At 65.6% G+C, this 19,704-nt stretch carries 15 protein-coding genes; 10 read left to right on the forward strand and 5 right to left on the reverse strand.

Translation table 11 applies throughout. From position 1 onward, the window contains the following. Positions 1-5: 5 nt before the first annotated feature. The 8 genes from DZC52_RS04210 to DZC52_RS04245 are packed head-to-tail and all read left to right on the forward strand — an operon-like array spanning position 6 to position 9,177. On the forward strand, positions 6-1,238 hold the full coding sequence (locus DZC52_RS04210) for a glycosyltransferase (protein ID WP_116649876.1): 1,233 nt from the start codon (positions 6-8) through the stop codon (positions 1,236-1,238). Continuing rightward, complete coding sequence (locus DZC52_RS04215; RefSeq protein WP_116649877.1) at positions 1,235-2,335, forward strand: glycosyltransferase family 4 protein; 1,101 nt, start codon at positions 1,235-1,237, stop codon at positions 2,333-2,335. Before DZC52_RS04210 ends, DZC52_RS04215 begins: the two co-directional genes overlap by 4 nt. Further along, entirely contained in the window at positions 2,335-3,606 is a 1,272-nt protein-coding gene (locus tag DZC52_RS04220; RefSeq protein WP_116649878.1) for an O-antigen ligase family protein, read from the forward strand. Before DZC52_RS04215 ends, DZC52_RS04220 begins: the two co-directional genes overlap by 1 nt. Next, a complete protein-coding gene (locus tag DZC52_RS04225) occupies positions 3,603-4,421 on the forward strand; it encodes a polysaccharide deacetylase family protein (protein WP_116649879.1) in 819 nt (272 codons plus the stop codon). The genes DZC52_RS04220 and DZC52_RS04225 overlap by 4 nt, the downstream gene beginning before the upstream one ends. After that, a complete protein-coding gene (locus DZC52_RS04230; protein ID WP_181918770.1) occupies positions 4,418-5,539 on the forward strand; it encodes a glycosyltransferase family 2 protein in 1,122 nt (373 codons plus the stop codon). The genes DZC52_RS04225 and DZC52_RS04230 overlap by 4 nt, the downstream gene beginning before the upstream one ends. Next, complete coding sequence (locus tag DZC52_RS04235; protein ID WP_181918771.1) at positions 5,539-6,816, forward strand: glycosyltransferase family 4 protein; 1,278 nt, start codon at positions 5,539-5,541, stop codon at positions 6,814-6,816. The genes DZC52_RS04230 and DZC52_RS04235 overlap by 1 nt, the downstream gene beginning before the upstream one ends. Continuing rightward, on the forward strand, positions 6,803-7,846 hold the full coding sequence (locus DZC52_RS04240) for an NAD-dependent epimerase (protein WP_116649881.1): 1,044 nt from the start codon (positions 6,803-6,805) through the stop codon (positions 7,844-7,846). The genes DZC52_RS04235 and DZC52_RS04240 overlap by 14 nt, the downstream gene beginning before the upstream one ends. Then, complete coding sequence (locus DZC52_RS04245; RefSeq protein ID WP_116649882.1) at positions 7,840-9,177, forward strand: nucleotide sugar dehydrogenase; 1,338 nt, start codon at positions 7,840-7,842, stop codon at positions 9,175-9,177. Before DZC52_RS04240 ends, DZC52_RS04245 begins: the two co-directional genes overlap by 7 nt. 2 nt (positions 9,178-9,179) lie before the next feature. Here DZC52_RS04245 and DZC52_RS04250 read toward each other — a convergent pair whose 3' ends face one another. Together DZC52_RS04250 and DZC52_RS04255 are read right to left on the reverse strand one after the other, a co-directional pair. Then, positions 9,180-9,923, reverse strand: a complete 744-nt coding sequence (locus tag DZC52_RS04250; protein ID WP_116649883.1) for a YdcF family protein — start codon at positions 9,921-9,923, stop codon at positions 9,180-9,182. Further along, positions 9,920-11,404: a lipopolysaccharide biosynthesis protein gene (locus DZC52_RS04255; protein ID WP_116649884.1), complete on the reverse strand. Its 1,485-nt coding sequence runs from the start codon at positions 11,402-11,404 to the stop codon at positions 9,920-9,922. Before DZC52_RS04255 ends, DZC52_RS04250 begins: the two co-directional genes overlap by 4 nt. A 134-nt stretch (positions 11,405-11,538) precedes the next feature. Between DZC52_RS04255 and DZC52_RS04260 the strand changes: the two genes are divergently transcribed. Then, complete coding sequence (locus DZC52_RS04260) at positions 11,539-12,162, forward strand: serine O-acetyltransferase (protein WP_116649885.1); 624 nt, start codon at positions 11,539-11,541, stop codon at positions 12,160-12,162. Between the two features lie 64 nt (positions 12,163-12,226). Here the strand turns inward: DZC52_RS04260 and DZC52_RS04265 are convergent, their stop codons facing one another. After that, the gene (locus DZC52_RS04265; RefSeq protein WP_181918772.1) at positions 12,227-13,969 is read right to left on the reverse strand and encodes a right-handed parallel beta-helix repeat-containing protein; all 1,743 of its coding nucleotides are present in this window, start codon (positions 13,967-13,969) and stop codon (positions 12,227-12,229) included. A gap of 158 nt (positions 13,970-14,127) precedes the next feature. Here DZC52_RS04265 and DZC52_RS04270 point away from each other — a divergent pair, with 158 nt between their 5' ends. Continuing rightward, positions 14,128-15,273 (forward strand): GNAT family N-acetyltransferase, encoded by a 1,146-nt coding sequence (locus DZC52_RS04270; protein WP_116649887.1) that lies wholly within the window; start codon positions 14,128-14,130, stop codon positions 15,271-15,273. Here DZC52_RS04270 and DZC52_RS04275 read toward each other — a convergent pair. Further along, entirely contained in the window at positions 15,266-16,903 is a 1,638-nt protein-coding gene (locus tag DZC52_RS04275) for a right-handed parallel beta-helix repeat-containing protein (RefSeq protein ID WP_181918773.1), read from the reverse strand. The two genes, DZC52_RS04270 and DZC52_RS04275, sit on opposite strands and share 8 nt — an antisense overlap. A 284-nt stretch (positions 16,904-17,187) precedes the next feature. Continuing rightward, positions 17,188-19,326 carry a PKD domain-containing protein gene (locus DZC52_RS04280; RefSeq protein WP_116649889.1) on the reverse strand — a complete coding sequence of 713 codons (2,139 nt, stop codon included), beginning with the start codon at positions 19,324-19,326 and terminating at the stop codon, positions 17,188-17,190. Between the last annotated feature and the right edge of the window lie 378 nt (positions 19,327-19,704).

The raw sequence follows: 19,704 nt of genomic DNA on the forward strand, positions 1-19,704 counted from the left end.
TGACCATGGGTCTCTTTCCCCAACCGGCCGCCTCGCGGGACATCGCCGAAGCTGCTGCCGAAGTGCCGGCGAGTTCCGGCCGCGGGCCGATCAGATTACTTTTGATCACCGATACGGACCTGGCCCAGAGAGGCGGCAGCGAGCGCTTTCTGACGCACCTGCTCGAGGGGCTGGATCCCACGCAGTTCGAGATCGATCTCATCCAGCTCGACCGTTCTCCGTCTTCGCATGATCACGGCGGGCTGCTGCGTTCCGGAAGCGGCAACTGGCGCATGGAATACCGCCCTGTCGGTGCGATCTACACGCCGCGCGCCTGGAGAGTCTGGCGAGAGGTGCGCGCGCGGGTTCGCCGGGGACGCTATGACATCATCCAGTCCCAGCACGAGAAGGCGGACCTGCTCAGCGCCCTGTTGCCCGACGGCCCGAATCGCCCGCTGAGAATCAGCAACCGGCGCGATACGGGGTTTCAGAAGAGCTGGGCGCTGCGCTTGCTGTTCCTTCTCCTCAATCATCGCTATGACCTCGTCGTGGCGCCTTCACAGGCGATCCTGGATCAGTTGGTCAAGCGCGAGGGTGTTGATCGAAGGCGAACCCGATGGTTGCCCAACGGGGTCGATTGCGATCGCTTCCAACCGATCCAGCGAGAGGATCGCCCCGAGGGCAGGGCGCAAGCCGGACTTCCTGTGGATGCCTATCTCATCGGTTGCGTCGCACGCCTGGTTCCCGTCAAGCGGCACGAAGACCTGGTCGCCGGCTTCGCCATGATGGCGGCTTCGCACCCTCGAGCCCGGCTCGTGCTCGTCGGCGGCGGCCCGCTCGAGGAGACCATCCGCCGGCAAGTGAACCAGCTCGGGCTGGGAGAGCGAGTGCAGTTCATGGGCGAGGGCCGCAACATGGAGCGACTGCTGCCCCTGTTTGACGCCTTCGTGCTGGCTTCCAGTACCGAGGGCATGTCCAACGCGATACTCGAAGCCATGGCCTGCGGTCTGCCGGTCATCGCGACTCACGTCGGCGGTAACCCCGAGCTGGTCCAGCCGGGCCTGACGGGCTATCTCGTACCGCCGCTCCAGCCGGGCCAACTGGCCAGGGCCATGTCCGATCTCGTCGAACGGCCGGATCAGGGCGAGCGAATGGGGCGGGCCGCGCGGCAGCGGGCCAGGATGGCCTTCTCGCTGCCGACCATGATCGCCTTGTTCAGCAGCTTTTACCGAGGCGGACGGGAAACGGTCCGGGCATGAGTATCGCGATCAACCATCTTCGGTCCAGCACGGGACTCTACGGGGCCGAACAGGTCGTTCTTGAACTTTGCCGGCACCAGCGCGCGACGCATGAGAGCACGCGCCTGCTCGTGTTCTCACCGGTGGGAAAGCCCCCCCCGGCGCTGGTCGAGGAAGCGTGGCGCCGTGGACTCCGAGCCGAACGCCTGCTTTGCCAGGGCCCCCTCGATCCCCACTGCGTTGCTGATCTGCGCCGTCGACTGAAGCAGAGTTGCAGATCGGGACCGGCCATCCTGCACTGCCACGACTACAAGTCGGTGGTCTACGGGGGACTGGCTTCGGTGGGCCTGCCCGTCGCCCGCGTCGCCACACTGCACGGCTGGCTCGAAGGGGGTGGGCGCTTGCGTCTGTACCACTGGCTCGAGGCCAGGATGCTCAAGAGCTTCAAGCGCGTCTGCGCGGTCTCCCCAATGATCGTCGACCAGTTGCTGGAGCAGGGACTCGATGCCGACCATATTCGGCGGGTCGACAACGGTATCGACACGAGCCGCTATCGGCCCCGGGCCGGAGCCAGCAATGCAAACCGGGCCAGCTATCTGCAGATCGGCACGGCCGCCCGCCTGTCGCCCGAGAAGAACCTGGGGCTGCTGGTCAGGGCGGTTGGGGAATGCCGCGACCGCGGGCTGGAGATCCGGCTCGACATCGTCGGGGACGGACCGCAGCGCGCCGAGCTGGACGCCCTGGTCGCGAAACTGGGGCTGGCCCGAGAGATTCGCTTTGCCGGCTGCCTGGACAGTCTCGAAGATTGGTATCCCGGCCTGGACGCCTTTGTCCTTCCATCGCTGCGCGAGGGCATGCCGATTTCCATTCTCGAGGCCCTGGCCTGCGGTTGCCCGGTGATCGCGAGCGATGTCGGCGCGGTCCACGAACTGCTCGACGGCATCGCGGGCTGCCGCGTCGTAGCGAGCAACGATCTCCCGGCCCTGGTGGACGCCATGCTGTCGCTGCGCGAAAACCCGCCCCCGCTCCTGGAGGCGAGCGACCGTGTCAATTGCCACTACTCGAGCATGGTCATGGCATCACGCTACGCGGGCATCTACCGCGAGGCCGTGTCGTGATGAGCCAGGCAGCCACCGTGCCTCTGGCCCGGCCGTTCGAACACGCATCGCGACGGAGCCAGAATTGGGCGTTGTATCTCTTCGTGATCCTGATCCCGCTGCAGAACATCTACCTGCAGTACATCCCGAATCCCGGCAAGGGGTTCAATTTCCTCAACGTGATGTTCGCCGCGTCGCTGCTGATGGCCCTGCGTTGTCGCGGCGGTCTCGTGCGGGGCAGTGGCGTCAACGGCTGGATGATGGCCTATGTCGCGCTGAGCATGCTGGCCCTGTTCAAGGGGTTCGGTTTCGTCGCCGAGCCGGAAGGGCACGGCCAGTACCTCAAGGATCACCTGATCGCCGTCTCCTTCCTTTTCCTCGCCCAGATGAGCGTTCTGGACTGGGCCGGCTGGCGGCGGCTCTACCTTGCATCGCTGGTTCCACTGCCGTACATGCTCTTCGTGGTCATGGACCAGAACGCCGCTGTCGGCGCCTGGCACTATTCCGATCAGCTTCGGATCAACGGCACCTTCATGGAGCTGGGCGCCAACGAAATGGGCGCATTCTTCGTGACCGCCTCACTCGTCGCGCTGGGGTTCGTCGTCGGCTTGCGCAGCGTTCCGCGCTGGCGGCTGCTGTGCCTGGCTGCAGCCGGCCTTGCGGTTACCGGAGTGGTGCTGAGCTACTCGCGAACAGCCTACGTCGCCCTTCTCGCGGCGGCCGTCCTGCTGCTGGTCATGCCACGATTCCGCCTGCGGCTCCTGATGCCGGTCTTCGTGGCCGTGCTAGTCCTGCCGATGATGCTGCCGCATTCGGCCGTCGAGCGCTTCGAGAGCATTTCGATCGAAAAAGGGCAGCGCGACGAAAGCACCGAAAACCGTTTCCACTTCTGGGAAGTCGCCGAGGAACAGTTCGTCAAGCGCCCCCTGCTCGGAACCGGCTTCCACACCTTCCACCACGGCGAAATCAACCCGCTGGAGATGGATACGCACAACTTCTTCCTGCGTGAACTGGTCGAGAAGGGCATCGTCGGCGCGCTGGTTCTCGCCGCGCTGCTGCTGAGCGTGCTGCGCTTGTGCTGGCGCGGATTCAGGGCAGCAACGCCCGGGAGCCACTATTACGGGTTCATGATCGGTCTGACGGCGGCGTTCGTCGCCCTGATGATCGGCAACGTCTTCGGCGACCGTTTCACGCACTACCCGATGATCGCCCACTTCTGGCTCTACGTGGGCCTGGCCCTGCGGGGGCTGCAGCTACATTTCGCCGCGCCAGCGCGAGGAGCCGGGCCATGAGCGCAGCACCTGAAACCATGCCGGCGCCCGGGCGGGTGCTGGCTCTCATGTACCACGGCATCCATGCCGGCCGCGCCAGCCGCGGGCACTTCGACCCGCGCTACAGCGTCCATCCGGACCGCTTTCGCGAGCAGGTCGAGTACCTGCACGAGTACAACCGGGTCGGCTGGCTCCCCGTGGCGGGCGAAGCGCTGTTGGCTCCACCGTCTGCGCGTGACCACAACATGGTGCTGATCACCTTCGACGACGGTGACGCCAGTCTGGTCGACGCCGCCTTGCCGGTCCTGGCCGAGGCCGGGCTGGGAGCAGTGTTCTTCGTGACGCGCAATTTCGTCGGGCAGCGCGGAATGATCAATGTCGGTGAGCTTCGGCAGCTGTCGGCGGCGGGCATGGTGATCGGCTCGCACGGCGTCAGTCACCGCTTTCTCAACACGCTGTCGGCGGCGGCACTCGAATTCGAGCTCGAACACAGCCGGGCCTTCCTCGAGCAGTCGATCGGGCGGGAAGTCTCTCTGCTTTCCCTGCCGGGCGGGCGCGGCGGAAAACGCGAGATCGAGGCGGCGGCCCGGGCGGGCTACCGCAGCGTCTTCGGCTCGGTCCCCGGAGACAACCGGAACACGGCGCCCGGTCAAGTCATCGAGCGGGTGGCCGTCACGCACGATGTCACGCTCGAACGGTTTCGCCAGATCGTGCACTGGAAAGGGTCCGCGGCCTGGCGGATTCAAGCGCGCCATCTGGCGCTTCGATGGCCCAAGCGATTGATCGGCGATCGGGGCTACGACTGGCTCCGCAATGCCTGGGTGCGCGGGACATGATCGCCGTCTTCATTATCTCGGTCTTGCTGGTGGCCTGGACCTTCGCGGGCTATCCCGGTCTCGCCGTCGCCTTGGCAAGAGGGCGGTCGGAACCGGCCGCCGACGGATCATGCCGCGATGCAGTGACGGTAGTGATCGCAGCGCGCAACGAGGCGGCCAGGATCCGGCATCGCATCGACAATCTCCTGGCCAGCGACTATCCCGCCGATCGCCTGCGTGTGCTGGTCGTCGACGACGGAAGCACCGACGGGACCGGCCGGGTCGTCGCCGGCTTCGGGGACGAACGGGTCCGGCTGTTGTCCCTGGACGAACCGGTCGGCAAGGCGGCCGCCCTCAATTGCGCGATGGCACGGGTCGATACCCCGCTGACGGTGTTCGCCGATTCGCGGCAGACCTTCCACGCCCTGGCGATCCGGCGGCTGGTGAATGCGTTTACTGATCCATCGGTGGGGCTGGCGGCCGGCCGGCTGGAACTGGGCGACGGCGAGACGACCGGCCTGTACTGGCGCATCGAGACCGCCCTGCGTCGGGCGGAGTCGGTGCTGGGCTGGGCGCACGGCGCCAGCGGGGCGATCTACGCCATTCGCAGTTCCCTGTTCGTGCCCCTGCCCAGGGACCTGCTGCTCGACGACGTATGGACGCCGCTGCACGTCGCCTCGACGGGCTATCGCCTGGTCTTCGTCGACGACGCGGTCGCCAGCGAACCGGCGGTGATGGGTCCGCGAGCGGAATTCAGGCGAAAGATCCGCACGCTCAGCGGCAACTGGCAGTTGCTCGCGCGGGCGCCCTGGCTGCTGCTTCCCTGGCGAAATCGTCTCTTTCCGGCCTGGTTCTCGCACAAGTTTCTGCGCCTGCTCGCCCCCTGGGCGCTGGCGTCGGCCTTCATTGCCTCGGGGTTTGCCGTCGTCTCCGACGGCGCCACCTGGCTGCAAGCCCTGTTCTGGCTGCAATCCGGGGCCTACGCGATCGCGGTGACCTCTCTGGCGGCTCCGGCGTTCGCCCGCCAGGTGCCGCTGGCCACCGCGGCCGGGAGCTTTCTGCTGCTCAATCTCGCGGCGATGATGTCGCTGCCGGCCTGGCTCGGAAGTCGTCGTCCCAACCGGTTCTGGAGGGGATGATGGCCCGCCTGCTCTTCGTCACCTCGCGCCTGCCGTTTCCGCCGAAGGAAGGGCACCAGTTGCGCTCCTGGCATCTCCTGCGCGCTGCTGCCCGCGTTCACGACGTTACCCTGTTGTCCCTGCGCCGCCCCGACGACGCCGAGACCCTGCCGTCCGGGGTCAGGCGCGTTCTGGGCGGAGTGGAAACGGTCGATCTCTCTCCGCTCAGCAGTCCCCTCGAAGTTCCGAGAATGACGGCCTGGTGGCTCAGCAGCCGCCGTCCCCTGCTCGACATCCGCTATGTTGCAGGGCCGCTCAAGCGGGCCTTCTCCAGACTGCTCAGCGACTGCGACCTGGTCCACCTGGACATGCTGGCGCTTGCCGGTCTCCTTGCCGAGGTGCCGAAAGGGATGCCGAGCGTGCTCAACGAACACAACGTCGAATCGGCGCTGCTGAACTCGCGAATCGCCGGCGAGGCAAGACCCTGGCGGCGCGCGCTCCTGCACGCGAAAATGGCCGGCCTGGAGCGATTCGAGAGCGAAGCCTGTCTCGACGCACAGCGCGTTCTCGCCTGCTCCGACGTGGATGCCGTCACCCTTTGCTCGCTCGCACCGGGTGCGAAGGTGGCCGTCATTCCCAATGGCGTGGACACGACGGCATTCCGCCCGGATCTCGACCGCCCGGCCGATTCGGAATCGCTGCTGTTCGTCGGACACCTGGGGTGGTTCCCCAACCGCGACGGTATCGAGTACTTCAGGCGCGAGATTCTTCCACGCTTGCGGCACCGTCCCGACTTGCAGGTGGACGTGATCGGTCGCAAGGACGGCCACGATCCGGGCAGCGATGACGCTGCCGGTATCCGCTTCCATGGCTTCGTCGACGATCTGGAAGAGCGCCTGCAGCGGGCCGCCGTGTTCATCGTGCCCCTGCGCCTCGGCAGCGGGACGCGCCTGAAGGTGCTCGAGGCCATGGCCATGGGCAAGGCCATCGTCAGTACGTCCAAGGGCGTCGAAGGCCTCGGCCTGGTCGACGGCGAGCACGCGCTGATCGCCGACACGCCGGAGGCGTTCGCCGCGGCCGTGGAGCGCGTACTGGACGACCGGGAACTGCAGCGGGCCCTCGGCATCGCAGCCAGGCGCATGGCCGTCCTTCACTATGACTGGCAGAGCGTCGGAGACCGACTGCTGTCGGTCTACGCGGAACTGCTCGGCGAACAGCTCCCGGGACCGGAGTTTGCGAAGGCCGCGCATTTCCCTGCCGAAGCGAGCACAGGGGGACAGCGTCATGGTGCCGTCTGAGACCCTGCGCCTGTCGAGTCCGCGGCCGGTTCTGGTTACCGGGACGGCCGGGTTCATCGGCTCGCACGTCGCCCACCGATTGCTCGACCTGGGCTGGCGGGTCGTCGGTCTCGACAACCTCAACGACTACTACGACGTCAACCTCAAGAAGGCCCGGCTGGAGCGACTGACGTGCCGCGAAGGCTATGAACACGTTCATGCCGACCTGGTCGATCGCGATGCGATCCAGGGCCTGTTCGAGCGCAGCCGGCCGGGCCATGTGGTCCACCTGGCCGCCCAGGCGGGCGTTCGCTATGCCGCCACCAATCCGCATGTCTACGTGGCCAGCAACGTGGTCGGATTCCTGCACGTGCTGGAAGGCTGCCGGCAGCATCCCGTCGAGCACCTCGTCTTCGCATCGACCAGTTCGGTCTACGGTGCCAACACGAGCATGCCGTTTTCGGAGACGCAGTCCGCCGAGCATCCGCTCACGCTCTATGCGGCCACCAAGAAGGCCGACGAAATGATGGCGCACAGCTATGCCCATCTCTACGGCATTCCCTCGACGGGCCTGCGCTTCTTCACGGTCTACGGACCCTGGGGCCGGCCCGACATGGCGCTGTTCCTGTTCACGCGCGCGATGCTGGCCGGCGAGCCGATACCGGTCTTCAATCACGGCCGGCACAAGCGGAGCTTCACCTACATCGACGACATCGTCGAGGGCGTGGTTCGGATCATGACCCTTCCGCCGGGGAGCGATCCGTCGTGGCGGGGGGACCGACCGGACCCAGCAAGCAGCAGCGCGCCGTATCGCCTGTTCAACATCGGCAACGAGCAGCCGGTCGAACTGCTCGACTACATCCGCGTGCTCGAGACCTGCCTGGGACGCCAGGCGCAGATGGAGATGCTGCCCCTGCAGCCCGGTGATGTTCCGGATACCGAGGCCGATGTCAGCGCGCTCGAGGATGCGATCGGCTGCAAGCCGGTCGTGCCGGTCGAAGCAGGGGTCAAACGTTTCGTGGAATGGTACCGGGAGTACTATCGATGTTGACGAGTCCGGAGAATCTTCTGGAGCGCCTGGAATCCGGTCGTTCGAGCCTGGCGGTCATCGGGCTGGGATACGTCGGATTGCCCCTGGCCGTTCATTTTTCACGGCACTTCCCGACGGTGGGCTTCGACGTCAACCCGGCCCGGGTCGAGCAGCTTCGGCAGGGCAGGGATCACACGCGTGAAGTGTCCGCCGAGGAGCTCGCTTCGGCCCGGTTGCTGCGAGTGACCGCCGAGGAATCGGAACTCTCCGATTGCGATGTGTTCATCGTGACCGTGCCCACGCCCATCGACCAGGCGCGGCGGCCCGACCTCGGACCCCTGCTTTCGGCTTCACGGCTCGTGGGCCGTCATCTCAGGCCGGGGTCGATCGTGATCTACGAATCCACCGTCTATCCCGGCGCCACCGAGGAGGACTGCGTTCCGGTACTCGAGGCGGCCTCCGGTCTTCGCTACCAGGCGGACGGGGATCCCGATCCCGAAGACGAAGCCCTGGTCTTCTATTGCGGCTACAGTCCCGAACGCATCAACCCAGGTGATACCAGCCATCGTCTTCCCGACATCATGAAGATCACCTCGGGCTCGACACCGGCCGCGGCCGGCTTCGTCGATCGCCTCTACAAAACGATCGTGCGCGCCGGCACTTACCCGGCCGAGAGCATACGCGTGGCCGAGGCGGCCAAGGTGATCGAGAACATTCAGCGCGATCTCAACATCGCGCTGGTCAATGAGCTGGCCATCCTGTTCGCCCGCATGGGGCTGGACACGGCAAGGGTTCTGGCGGCCGCCGGGACCAAATGGAACTTCCTTCCGTTCAAGCCGGGACTGGTGGGCGGCCACTGCATCGGCGTGGATCCCTACTACCTGACCCACAAGGCCCAGTCCATCGGCTACCACCCGCAGGTGATACTGGCCGGCCGCCGGGTCAACGACAGCATGGGTTTCTTCGTCGCCGGACAGGTCGTGAGACTGATGGCCCGATCGCGTGTCTACGGCCCGTCGGCACGGGTGCTCGTGCTGGGTCTGAGCTTCAAGGAAAACTGCCCGGACCTGCGCAACACGCGCGCCATCGACGTCGTGCATGAATTGCAGAAGTACAGCCTGGACGTCGACGTGCACGATCCCTGGGTGGACGCGGATGCCGCCCGGGACGAGTACGGACTCGATCTGGTCGAACAGCCGGCCAACGGCCACTATGCCGCCGTGATCGTGGCCGTCGCCCATCAGGTCTTCGTCGATCGTCAGCACAGCCTGCGCGACCACCTGGTGCCCGACGGCGTGCTCTACGACGCACGCTCGACACTGGCGCCGGAACTCGTGGACGGGCGGCTCTAGCGCTACTCCTGCCAGAGCGTGAGGCGGTAGTAGAGCTGGCCCAGCAGTTCGTAGAGGGCCCGTTCCGACTTGTCCAGCGCCGTCGACTGCGGCAGGAGCCCGGTCACGCTTCGAACCGGCACGTATCGGCTGTTCAGCGGCCAGGGGCAGACCTCGAAACCCGCCTTGCGGAAGGTCCAGCTCGCGCGCGGCAGATGCAGTGCGCTGGTCGCAAGGACGATGCGTGGTGCCTCCGGCAGCAACAGTTCCGCGACTTCCGCGGCGCCGGTGCGCGTGCTCGTCGAGCTCGACTCCACCAGCATCCGGGCCGGCTCGATGTCCAGGCTGCGCATCAGGGCGGCGATGATCGCGGCTTCGGGGACCCGGAACGGGCCGCCACCGGAGATCACCAGGGTCCAGTCCGCCGGCAGGCTGTCCGCCTGCAGGGTCAGGACGCGATCGATGGTCTCGGCGGTCAATGCCCCGAAGTCGCCGGTATCGGCGGCAGGTCGGCGCACACCGCCCGAGAGGAACACGAGGGTTCGCGAATCCGGGCAGGCTTCCTGCATTTCCGTGGTTCCATGGGGAGGCGTTGCCTCGACCATTCGTACCAGCAGATTGGCGCCCAGCGGCGTGGTCAGCCCCAGGAACAGCAGCATGAACCCGAGGGCTGTCGCAAACAGCAGGCGCCGCGAAAAGCGTGCGGCGAGCATGGCCAGCGTGGCCGCCACGAGGGCCAGAAAAAGCGGCGAATGCAGCACGTTCACGACGACCCCGAACGCGCGGCCACGATGCGCCGGATACCCGTGCGCAGCCCACTGTCCATCGACGCCCACAGCAGCGCCGGAACGGCGATCGTCAGCGAACCGGCGACCAGGCGGGCAAGCGCGCTTTCGGCTCCGAAATAATCGGCCGAGAGCAGGAAGGCATACATGGCCGGGGCAAAGAGCGCGGCTGCCGCCAGCCGGCGCCAGGGCGGCAGGTATCGCAACTCGGCCGGACATTGCCACAACTGGAACATGGCCAGATAGACGTAGCTGGTCACGGTGGCGGCAACGGCGCCCGTCACGCCCCACAGGAGAATCATCGGCACGTTCAGGGCGATGTTGAAGAGCGCTGCCGACAGGGTCACCAGGAAGAACCGCAGCGCGCGGCGCTGGAGCAGCAGCCCGTACTGCGCGATGGAGAACAGCGAATACCACGCCAGCGCCATGGCGATGGCGACGAACACCGGCGCCGATGCGGCCTTGTCGGGGCCGGCCAGGATGATCAGGAACTCCTGGCCGACGCACAGCAACAGGGCCGTGACGATGCCGACCGCCAGCACCCACACGTCGAGCATGTCGCGCTTGAGAGAGACGACCGCCGCCGGCCCGCTGGTGCCGTAGAGCCTGATGGCCGTCGGCGTGAACGCTTCATTGAGGGTCTGGCCCATGACGGCCGTGACCGCCATGGCCAGTCCGAAACCGATCGTGTAGATGCCGACCTCGGCAAAGCTTCCGGCCAGGCTTCGCAGGAGGATGCGGTCGGCAAAGCCGAACAGCACCGAGGTGAGTTCGGTGAGCATCATCGGCAGCCCGAAAGCCAGCCCGGCCATGATGGGCGCGCGCGACGGCATCACGAAGCGGCCCCGGAACCAGCGCCTGAACCACCAGGTCAGCCACGCGGCGATCACGACCACGACCAGCAGGCGGGCACTGAACACACCCAGGGCACTGCGCTCGATGAAACCCAGCGTGACCAGCACCAGGGCCAGTTCGCTCCAGCGCCACAGCGTCTTGAGCCAGACCGAGATGTCGGATCGTTCCAGCGCGTAGATGACGGCCTCGACGAAGCTGCACCAGATCAGCAGCGGCACCGTCACCACCAGCACCCACAGGATGGGCTGCTCCTCGCTCGGAAAGCGCCCGATCAGCAGCGCCACGCTCGCCGCACAGACCAGCCACAGCAGCAGGGACAGGCCGAGCGGAACCAGAAGGTGATTGGTCCTGAATCGGCGTAGCGAACTGCGCCCCTTCGCATGCGGATAGAAACGCAGGATGGCGTGCTGCGTGCCGAGCTTGAGTATTCCGGTCACGAGGAGCAGCCAGGCTTCGTAGTAACCCAGCACGCCGAACTGGTGGTTGTCCAGCAGGCGGGTCATGAACGGGAAGGACACGAACCCGGCAGCGATGATCATCACGTTGCCGCCCAGGTAGCGCAGGTAATGAACCAGGACGCTCGTCTGGCCGCGTTGGGTCAGCGTCATGCCGCCCCCCGTTGCCGGCCAAGCCCGATCCGGATCAGCGTTCGAATGCGTACTGTCCGGTGCCGCACAGAAGCCGGGCCAGGTCCAATGCCAAGCTGCTCCAGGAACATCATCACAGAGCCGATCGAAGCCACATGAACCCGTCCAGCAGCGAGCGCGGGGCACTGCGCGCGGACTTCAAGCGCTACCTCGATACCATGACCGGCATTCACGGGTCCTGGCGGGCACGGCTTGCGGCGGCCACCGAGTTCGGTTTCCTCGCCATTGCCGTCTATCGTTTCGGGCGCCTGGCCCGCAGGATTCGCCCCCGCTTGCTCGGCTGGCCCCTGAAGATCGTCTACCGGGTACTCAATTTCTTCGTCGAGATCCTGTTCGGCATCAGCCTTTCGACCAACTCGCGAATCGGGCGCGGCTTCTACATCGGTCATTTCGGGGGCATTGTCGTTCACGGCAATCTCGGCGAGGGCTGCTCGATCGGCCAGGGCGTGACCGTGGGATCCCGGGGCGCTGGACGGTCCGACGGGTATCCGGAGATCGGGGATCGGGTCTACCTGGGGGCGGGTGCCATGGTGATCGGTCGGGTACATGTCGGTGACGATGTCGTGGTCGGCGCCAATACCGTGGTGGTTTCCGACATTCCGGCGGGCTGTCGTGTGGTCAGCGCCCCGGCGCGCATCCTGCCACCGCGCTCCGGCGCCAGCGCGCCGGCTTCCGATCCAAGAGAATGCCCGGAGCGGACCCTTGGCTCTGTACGGTAGCGAACTTTCGGGAACCTTCCCGCGATCCCGGGGGGCTCTGTGCCTGCCGCGTTACGGACTTGAGTCAGCCTCCCGATCCGGGACGCGTGCCACCGGCAGCATTCGTTCCCGGCCCGGAGTGGCCGGGTTGTCGCTTCAGTTCGGCGCGCAGTGCCTCGAGCGCCTGGGAGCGCCCAAGCGGGCCGATCGCCCCGATCGCGTGCGGTCCTTCGGCCGGCCGGGGTATGCCCCAGAAGTCCCGATGGAGCCAGTCGCCGGCGCTTCCACCCCCCAGCATCGGGCTGCCTTTGAGCGGCGTGGGGTCGAAGTCGTCGATTTGGGTACGCCGTACCCCCGCGTGCCGAACGCAGGAGGAGGCAGGATTGCAGATGCCCCGGTGCACGCCGACGACGAGGTTGCTGCGCCAGATGACTTCCGCGCGGGGCTGGTCGCTGTAGAACTGGCAACTCGCGCGACCGCGAGCGTGTGCCAGCTGACCGAGCAGGAGATTGCTGGCAAAGAGAATCCGGCCTCCGGCATCGCCGGCACTGCTGACCAGGCAATTGCCTTCCCCCGTGATGCTGTTGCCGACCAGCCTGGACTCGACGGCCGGGCCGAGCCCGAGAAAAACGGCGTCGCCACCCGCCCGGCAGTGATCCCCGGCGGAGAAATTGGCTTGTCCCGCGAAGTGGGCGCAGTTGCCGATAATGACGGAGTTGGTGATGGCCGCGCTTGCGGCGATCTTGATCTGGTTGCCGGCGTTGCCCTCGAACAGCGATGCGTCGATCGCCACCCGGGATGCTGCGTCCAGGTAGGCCAGGTCCAGTCCATCGGAAGTGTTGTGGTGAATACGGACGCGCTGGAAAATCCAATCGCCGCCCGTTTCTGCGGTGCCCAGTCCGTCTCCGTAGCCGCCGGCAGTCTGCGCCCAGCATCCCCCGATTTCCAGTTCGGGCCAGCTTTCCGCGCAGCCGTTGTAGCCGATCTCCACCTCGCGGAAGAGAATCGTCCCGGCATTGGCGCTGTCCGGGCCGATATCGCCGTCCCAACCAGCCCACCCATTGGCCAGAATCCGAACGCGCTCGAGCCGCCAGTTGCTGATTCCTCCAGCCTGGATTCCCCGGCCTGCAAGCCCGTGAACATGGACATCGGAAAGCTCGATCTCGCTGGCATCCGATGCGAAGATTCCCGTGGATGCCCAGGGGCCGAAGGGGGGCTGATCCCGTTGGCAGGCGTGGACCTTGCCGCCGCAATCGCCGCCGTGGCAGTGAAATTCGATGCAGCCCGACTGGTCCGTGATCTCCAGGCAGGCGACCTCGGCGTTCGCCGTGCCGGAAAGATTGAGGATCATGGCGGCTCGCTCGGTGCCCCAGAGAATCGGCGCGGCAGGGCAGCCGGCATCGAACCCGGAACCGAGAAGACGTGTGGGGTGCTCGGCATCCGGGCCGCTGGGCAGGGCGGGCATATGGCAATCCCAGCTGTAGCCGCGATCGCAGTTGTCGCCACCCGGTGCGCCGAGGCCCATCCGGTAGTCACCGGAACCGATGACGAGCGTGTCCCCGCCGGAGATTCTTGGCGCTCCGCCCGGCGGCAGGGCAATGAAGGGATGCTTCCAGGCGCATGCCTGTCCATTCCCGTGCCCCGGATACGGGCGATCGAAAAGGCCGTTGCATTGCCGCTCGTCGCCGCCGTCCGTTCTGACGTGATACGTCACCGACCAGGCCGGCACGTGGCCGAATGCAAGGCAGGTGAGCAGCAGTGCGAACCGGGCGATTCGGCGGCTTTTCGGTCCCGTGCCAACAGGAAGTCCAGGATTCCCGGCGGTCATGTTCGTTCTCCACTTCGGTGGGCGAGAAAGCATTCCACATCGGTCAGGTCGATGCCGTGCGCCAAACCACAAAGCGAGCGTTGCCGACTTCTCGGCGCTACTTGCCACCCGTTGGGGGAAGCGCAGCGAGCAGTCGGCCACGGCCGGGAGAACGGCAAATGACGGGCCGTGAGATTCCCGACCGTACGCTTGGGATCGAGCATGTTCGTACACTCGGCGGACTGCTCGAACTCGAAGGCGAGTGGTGCCGGCTTTTCATTGCCAGCGGGCTGGACATTTTCAATGCGTGGGAATGGTTGGTGCCCTGGTGGCGCCACCTGGCGCCGGAACGCGCGCTGTGGGTCCTGGTCGCCAGGGACGAGGCCGGCTGCGCAAGGGGAATCGTTCCCCTGGGCCTGCACGAGACAAGGATCGGCCTGGTCGAGTTGCGGCGCCTCGCGTTCCTGGGCGACGAGCGAGTCGGAAGCGACTACCTCGACGTCATCGCCGAGCCTGGGTGGCGGCCGGCGGTTCTTCGTGCAGTCGCAGCGTATCTCCGAATGCACGGCCGGGAATGGGACCTGCTCGAGTGGCGGGACATGGATGCTCGATCCGACAGTCCCTGCCGCCTGGGCGAATGCCTCGGACCGAATTACGCCGTGGAGAACAGGCCCGAAATCACCTGCCCGGTCCAGGCACTGCCGGCCGGAGACAGCTTCGACGAATTCCTGTCCCGCACCCGTCGCGCCAGCAACTACCGACGCCGCCGGCGCTGGCTGGAGCGTCAGCCGGGTTTCCGGATCGAGATCTGCGAAGACGCTCGGGCAGTGGAAGAAGCCAGGGAGACCTTCTTCCGCCTGCACGAGATGCGCTGGGCGGAGGAAGGCGGCTCTGCCGGAATTCCCGACCAACGGGTTCGCGACTTTCATGTCGAGGTGACAGGCCGCCTCGCCGAGCGCGGACAAGTCCTCTTCTATACGCTGTGGGTCGGTAATGAACCGCTTGCAAGCGTCTACGCGCTGATCTGCGGCGATACTTTCTATTACTACCAGGCCGGCATGAATCCGGCCTGGCGCTCGAAGAGCGTCGGGCTCGTGCTCATCGGCGAGACCTTCGCGGATGCCATTCGAAGGAATCTGCGTCGATATGATTTCCTTCGCGGCGAGGAGTCATACAAGTTCGACTGGGTCAGTGAAAGCCGCCAACTCGTTCGCTGGCGGCTGTACTCCAGGGCAGGGCGGGGCCGGCGTGCATGCCGCATCGATAGCGGCATACAGGCCGGCAAGAGGCAGATCAGGTCGTTGATCGGGAGAACGGCTAGTTGAAGTCGTCACCGAATATCCGATCGTTCGGATCACCGACGGGAACAAACTCGATCGCACCGATTTCCGGTCCATCCGCTCCGCCACGTGCGACGCCGAAATAGTCGATCGAAGGGGCCAGGCCCCAGTCGGCAGTACCGATGAGATCACTGCTTTCACGAGGTCGGCCGTCGAAACTGTCGATGGAGGCGTCGACGATGCCGGGCGAGCCCTCGCACAGGCTGTCTCCCGGACAGGCATCATGGCGGGGCTCGTGAATGTAGTTTCTTTCCCACACCACCTGTTCCGAGGCGCCCGAGTAGTAGAGGCAACTCTGCTGCGACGGGTCGTGCCAGTAGGGCGTGGCGATGACGAGATTGTTGATGAAGCGAATCCGGGAGCTGCTCGTGCCGCCGCCGCCACTGATCACGCAGTTGCCCTGACCGATGATGGTGTTGTTGATCAGCTCCGTCTGGTCATTGTCGCTCAGCCCCACCGAGACGGTATCGCCCAGGGCCCGGCAGTGGTCGCTTTCGAGCATGTTGCCTTCTCCCTGGAAGAAGCCGCAGTTGCCCACGATGACCGAATTCTCGATCAGCGCGCCGCGAGACACCTTCACCTGGTTGCTGGCGTTGCTGTCCATGAGCGTACGCTTGACCGTCACGCGGCCGTCCTGTCGCAGGTAGAGCAGGTCGATCCCGTCGGAGGTGTTGTGATGGACCTTGCTGCGCTCGAAGATCCAGTGGCCGGCCGTTTCGGCCGTACCCAGCCCGTCCCCATAACCACCGCCGCCCTGTGCCCAGCATCCGAACTTCTGCTCGCCGGGCCAGCGTTCGCCGCATCCGTTCCAGGAAATCTCCGAATCGACAAAGCGGATGGTGCCGGAGTTGGAGCTGCCGCCGCCGATATCCCCGTCCCAGCCGGCCCAGCCGTTGGCGACGATCCGCACGCGTTCCATGGTCCAGTCGGCGAGTCCACCCGCATGAATGCCGCGGTTGGCCATGCCGTGGACGTTGATGTCGCGCAGGACCACGTTGCTCGAGTTGCTGGCCACGATGCCCGTACCCGCCCAGTCCCCGAAAGGCGGTGAGCCGCGATTGCAGGCATCCACTTCGCCGTTGCACTGCCCGTTGTGGCAGTGGAACTCGATGCAGCTTTCGTGATCGGTCAGCTCGAGGCAGGCCAGCTCCACGTTGGAGCTTCCGCCCAGGTCGAGGATGGACTTGGCACGTTCGGTGCCCCAAAGCTCCGGGGGATTGGCACAGCCGCTGTCGTGACCGGCACCGAGAATCCGCGTCTTCTGGCTGGAAGAGGGCCCGGAGGGAATCGCCGGCATCACGCAATCCCAGGACCAGCTCTGACCACAAGCGCCGGCGCCCGGTGCGCCATATCCGATGGCGTAGCTGCCGCTGCCGATGAGCAGCGTGTCGCCGCCAGTGATGCGTGGCGAACCACCCGGCGGCAGGGCGATGAATGGATGTTCCCAGGCGCAGTCCCGGTTGCTTCCGCTGCCGGGGTAGGGCGCATCGGTCAGCCCGCTGCACTGGCTGGCGTCACCGCCGTCGATACGAACATGGTAGGTCGTCGCCCAGGCAGCCGCGATGGGAAGAGAAAGCGACAGGAAGACAAGCAGATTGACAACCCTCCGGTTCATTCCTTGTCCAGTTTTCATGTGTGGTGATCTCTCGGTCGGGAATCGTCTTGAGCGATTTCTGGTCCGCCCTGGAATGCAGCGGCCGCTAAAGTATTCCAGCGAAGTCGTTGATATTTCATGGCTTGTGCGTTTGTTTTTCGTTCATCGACCGCGCCGTGCGTCGCGCTGCGCTCGCTGTTATGTGAGGCAGCGCACAATGGTCCCGGGCGTACAATCCGCTTTTGCCGTAATCGGCCGTAATCGAGGGTGCGCCCGCGCCGATTCGGCGCGGGCGGCGGGGGCGGCTAGAACCGGACCGTGACGTCGGCGGAGCAGGTTGAACTGCCGTGCTCACAAACCCGGTAGGTCACCTCGTCGGGCGAGTCGTTGTCCAGGCGATCGGCATAAAGCTCGAAGCTGAACGTGCTGGCGACGAGTGCACCGTTGCGGTAGATGTCGGTTGCATCCGTGCTGATGCGGCTCCAGCGCAGGCGAACGAAACGCAGGCCGCTGCGTCTTTCGACCGCTCGGGCGTTCAGCCGGATGTCCGGTGACTCGACCGGCGGGGCAGACACCGTCAGGGTTTCCATCGTGGCGCTCGACAGTCCGGTTTCGTTGTCCGTGACCCGAAGTTCGACGGTGTATTCGCCGGCAGCGCCATAGGTGTGCTGGGCCTCGATCGAGCTGGCCGAAGCGCCGTCGCCGAACGACCAGGCATAGGACAGATCGGCACCTTCAACTCCGGTAGCACTGAACCGGCATGCCAGGTCGCTGCACTGGAAGGTGAACTCGGCGAGCGGCGGCGCCGGCGCCGGCGTGGGATCCTGGGCCTGCGAGCCGTACTCGATCGCGCCGATGTCGGGCCCGCCGCCATTGCCGCGCGGTTGCTCGTAGAAATCGTGTTCGGGAGCCAGGCCGGCATCGGCGGCCGCGATGAGCGGGCTGTCGCTGGTCGGCTCGGCGTTGAATGACTGCAGCGAACTGTTCTCCAGGCCCGGATCGGTGTCGCAGATGCTGTCTCCGGGGCATGCGCCGTGGCGAACGTCCTTGATGAGGTTGCTTTCCCAGGCGATCTGTTCGTCCGAGCCGGAGTAGTACAGGCAGCTCTGCTGATCCGGATAGTGCCAGTAGGGATTGCCGATGATGACGTTATTGGCGATTCTCAGCATGGACTGGCTGTCGCCGCCGCCGCCACTGATCACGCAGTTGCCTTGTCCGATGATGGTGTTATTGATCAGGTCGGTCTGCGAACCGTTGCTGAAGCCCACGTAGACGGCATCGCCCAGGGCACGGCAGACGTCGCCGTCGTGCATGTTCGCGTGGTCCGCAAAATAGGAGCAGTTGCCCACCACAATGGAGTTTTCGATGATCGCACTCCGGGATACCTTGACCTGGTTGCCCGCATTGCTGTCGATCATCGAGCGACGCACCGTCGCCTGGCCGCCGTCCCGCAGATAGAGCAGGTCGATGCCGTCGGAAGTGTTGTGGTGAACCTTGGCCCCTTCGAAGATCCAGTGTCCTGCGGATTCACCGACACCGAGCCCGTCGCCGTAACCGCCGCCCCCCTGGCCCCAGCAGCCGAACTTCTCGCCGCTTTGCCAGTCTTCGACGCATCCGTTCCACGCGATCTCGGAATCCACGAACAGCATGGTGCCGGTATTGCCGCTGTCCGAACCGATGTCGCCGTCCCATCCGGCCCAGCCGTTGGCGTTGATCTGCACGCGCTCCATGGTCCAGTCCGAAAGCCGGCCGGCGTAGACGCCCTGGTTGGCCATGCCGTGGATGTTGACGTCGCGGATCACGACATTGCTTGAGTCTCTTGCCGAGATGCCCGTAGAGGCCCAGTCACCCCAGGGGGCACCCGAGCGATCGCAGCTTGCAACTTCACCGTCGCATTGTCCGTTGTGACAGTGGAAATCGATACAGCTGGCGCGGTCGGTCACTTCCAGGCAGGCCAGTTCCACGTTGGAGCTGCCCTCGAGGTTGAGCACCGTGCTGGCGCGTTCCGTGCCCCACAGCTCGGGCGCGGCGGAACAGCCCTGATCGTGCCCGCTTCCCAGGATGCGCGTCGGCTTGTCGGGGGAGGGGCCGCTGGGGATCGGGGGCATGAAGCAGTCCCAGGACCAGCTCAGTGCGCAGCTCTCCGCGGCGGGTGCGCCATACCCCATGCGGTAGCTTCCCTCACCGATCAGGAGGGTGTCGCCTCCGGCGATTCGCGGTGAGCCACCGGGCGGAAGCGCCACGAAGGGATGGCTCCAGGCGCATTCCCGGTTGGTGCCGCTTCCCGGATAGGGATTATCCGACAAGCCCGTGCACTGTTCGGCGTTTCCCCCGTCCGAACGTACATAGTAGGTATTGGCTAGAACGGCCGGACTCGCCAGAGCGAGGAATAGAGCGATTACCGGCCAACGACCCCCCAACGGTCCTGTAAGGGTTCTGGTCATGATGTCCTCTTGCGTAAAGGTTCAGGGTGAATCCGGGGCCCCTCTCGGGCACCGGCCCATTGCCGATGCAACGGTTACGCAAAAGTATTTCAACGGCGGCGTTGAAAAGCCATGGCCAGGAAGTTAATAAAATGAAGAACTTGGGAGAGTGTTTTCACGCGAGCTGAGGGAAAGCGTGAGTGCTGGCTCAGTGTGGTGCACCGCACAATGCAGGAAGGCGCCGGAGCCGGGGATCGCAGCCCGGTTTGCGCGCATCGGTCAGGAGCCGGGAGCCAACCCGGTTCGGGGAGGGGCCCGAACTGGTGTACCTGCTCCCGGCACCTGGCCGATGCGCGCAGACCGGGTCAGCGGGGATTCACTTTCTCCGGATGGTGATAC

The sequence above is a fragment of the Wenzhouxiangella sediminis genome (genome assembly GCF_003410055.1).
GTDB classification, from domain to species: domain Bacteria; phylum Pseudomonadota; class Gammaproteobacteria; order Xanthomonadales; family Wenzhouxiangellaceae; genus Wenzhouxiangella; species Wenzhouxiangella sediminis.

Coding starts and splice junctions, on each gene's coding strand:
- DZC52_RS04215 (WP_116649877.1), top strand. CDS start 1,235: ATGAGTATCGCGATCAACCATCTTCGGTCCAGCACGGGACTCTACGGG.
- DZC52_RS04245 (WP_116649882.1), top strand. CDS start 7,840: ATGTTGACGAGTCCGGAGAATCTTCTGGAGCGCCTGGAATCCGGTCGT.
- DZC52_RS04210 (WP_116649876.1), top strand. CDS start 6: ATGGGTCTCTTTCCCCAACCGGCCGCCTCGCGGGACATCGCCGAAGCT.
- DZC52_RS04240 (WP_116649881.1), top strand. CDS start 6,803: ATGGTGCCGTCTGAGACCCTGCGCCTGTCGAGTCCGCGGCCGGTTCTG.
- DZC52_RS04220 (WP_116649878.1), top strand. CDS start 2,335: ATGAGCCAGGCAGCCACCGTGCCTCTGGCCCGGCCGTTCGAACACGCA.
- DZC52_RS04230 (WP_181918770.1), top strand. CDS start 4,418: ATGATCGCCGTCTTCATTATCTCGGTCTTGCTGGTGGCCTGGACCTTC.
- DZC52_RS04255 (WP_116649884.1), bottom strand. CDS start 11,404: ATGACGCTGACCCAACGCGGCCAGACGAGCGTCCTGGTTCATTACCTG.
- DZC52_RS04235 (WP_181918771.1), top strand. CDS start 5,539: ATGGCCCGCCTGCTCTTCGTCACCTCGCGCCTGCCGTTTCCGCCGAAG.
- DZC52_RS04275 (WP_181918773.1), bottom strand. CDS start 16,903: ATGAACCGGAGGGTTGTCAATCTGCTTGTCTTCCTGTCGCTTTCTCTT.
- DZC52_RS04260 (WP_116649885.1), top strand. CDS start 11,539: ATGAACCCGTCCAGCAGCGAGCGCGGGGCACTGCGCGCGGACTTCAAG.
- DZC52_RS04225 (WP_116649879.1), top strand. CDS start 3,603: ATGAGCGCAGCACCTGAAACCATGCCGGCGCCCGGGCGGGTGCTGGCT.
- DZC52_RS04280 (WP_116649889.1), bottom strand. CDS start 19,326: ATGACCAGAACCCTTACAGGACCGTTGGGGGGTCGTTGGCCGGTAATC.
- DZC52_RS04270 (WP_116649887.1), top strand. CDS start 14,128: ATGACGGGCCGTGAGATTCCCGACCGTACGCTTGGGATCGAGCATGTT.
- DZC52_RS04265 (WP_181918772.1), bottom strand. CDS start 13,969: ATGACCGCCGGGAATCCTGGACTTCCTGTTGGCACGGGACCGAAAAGC.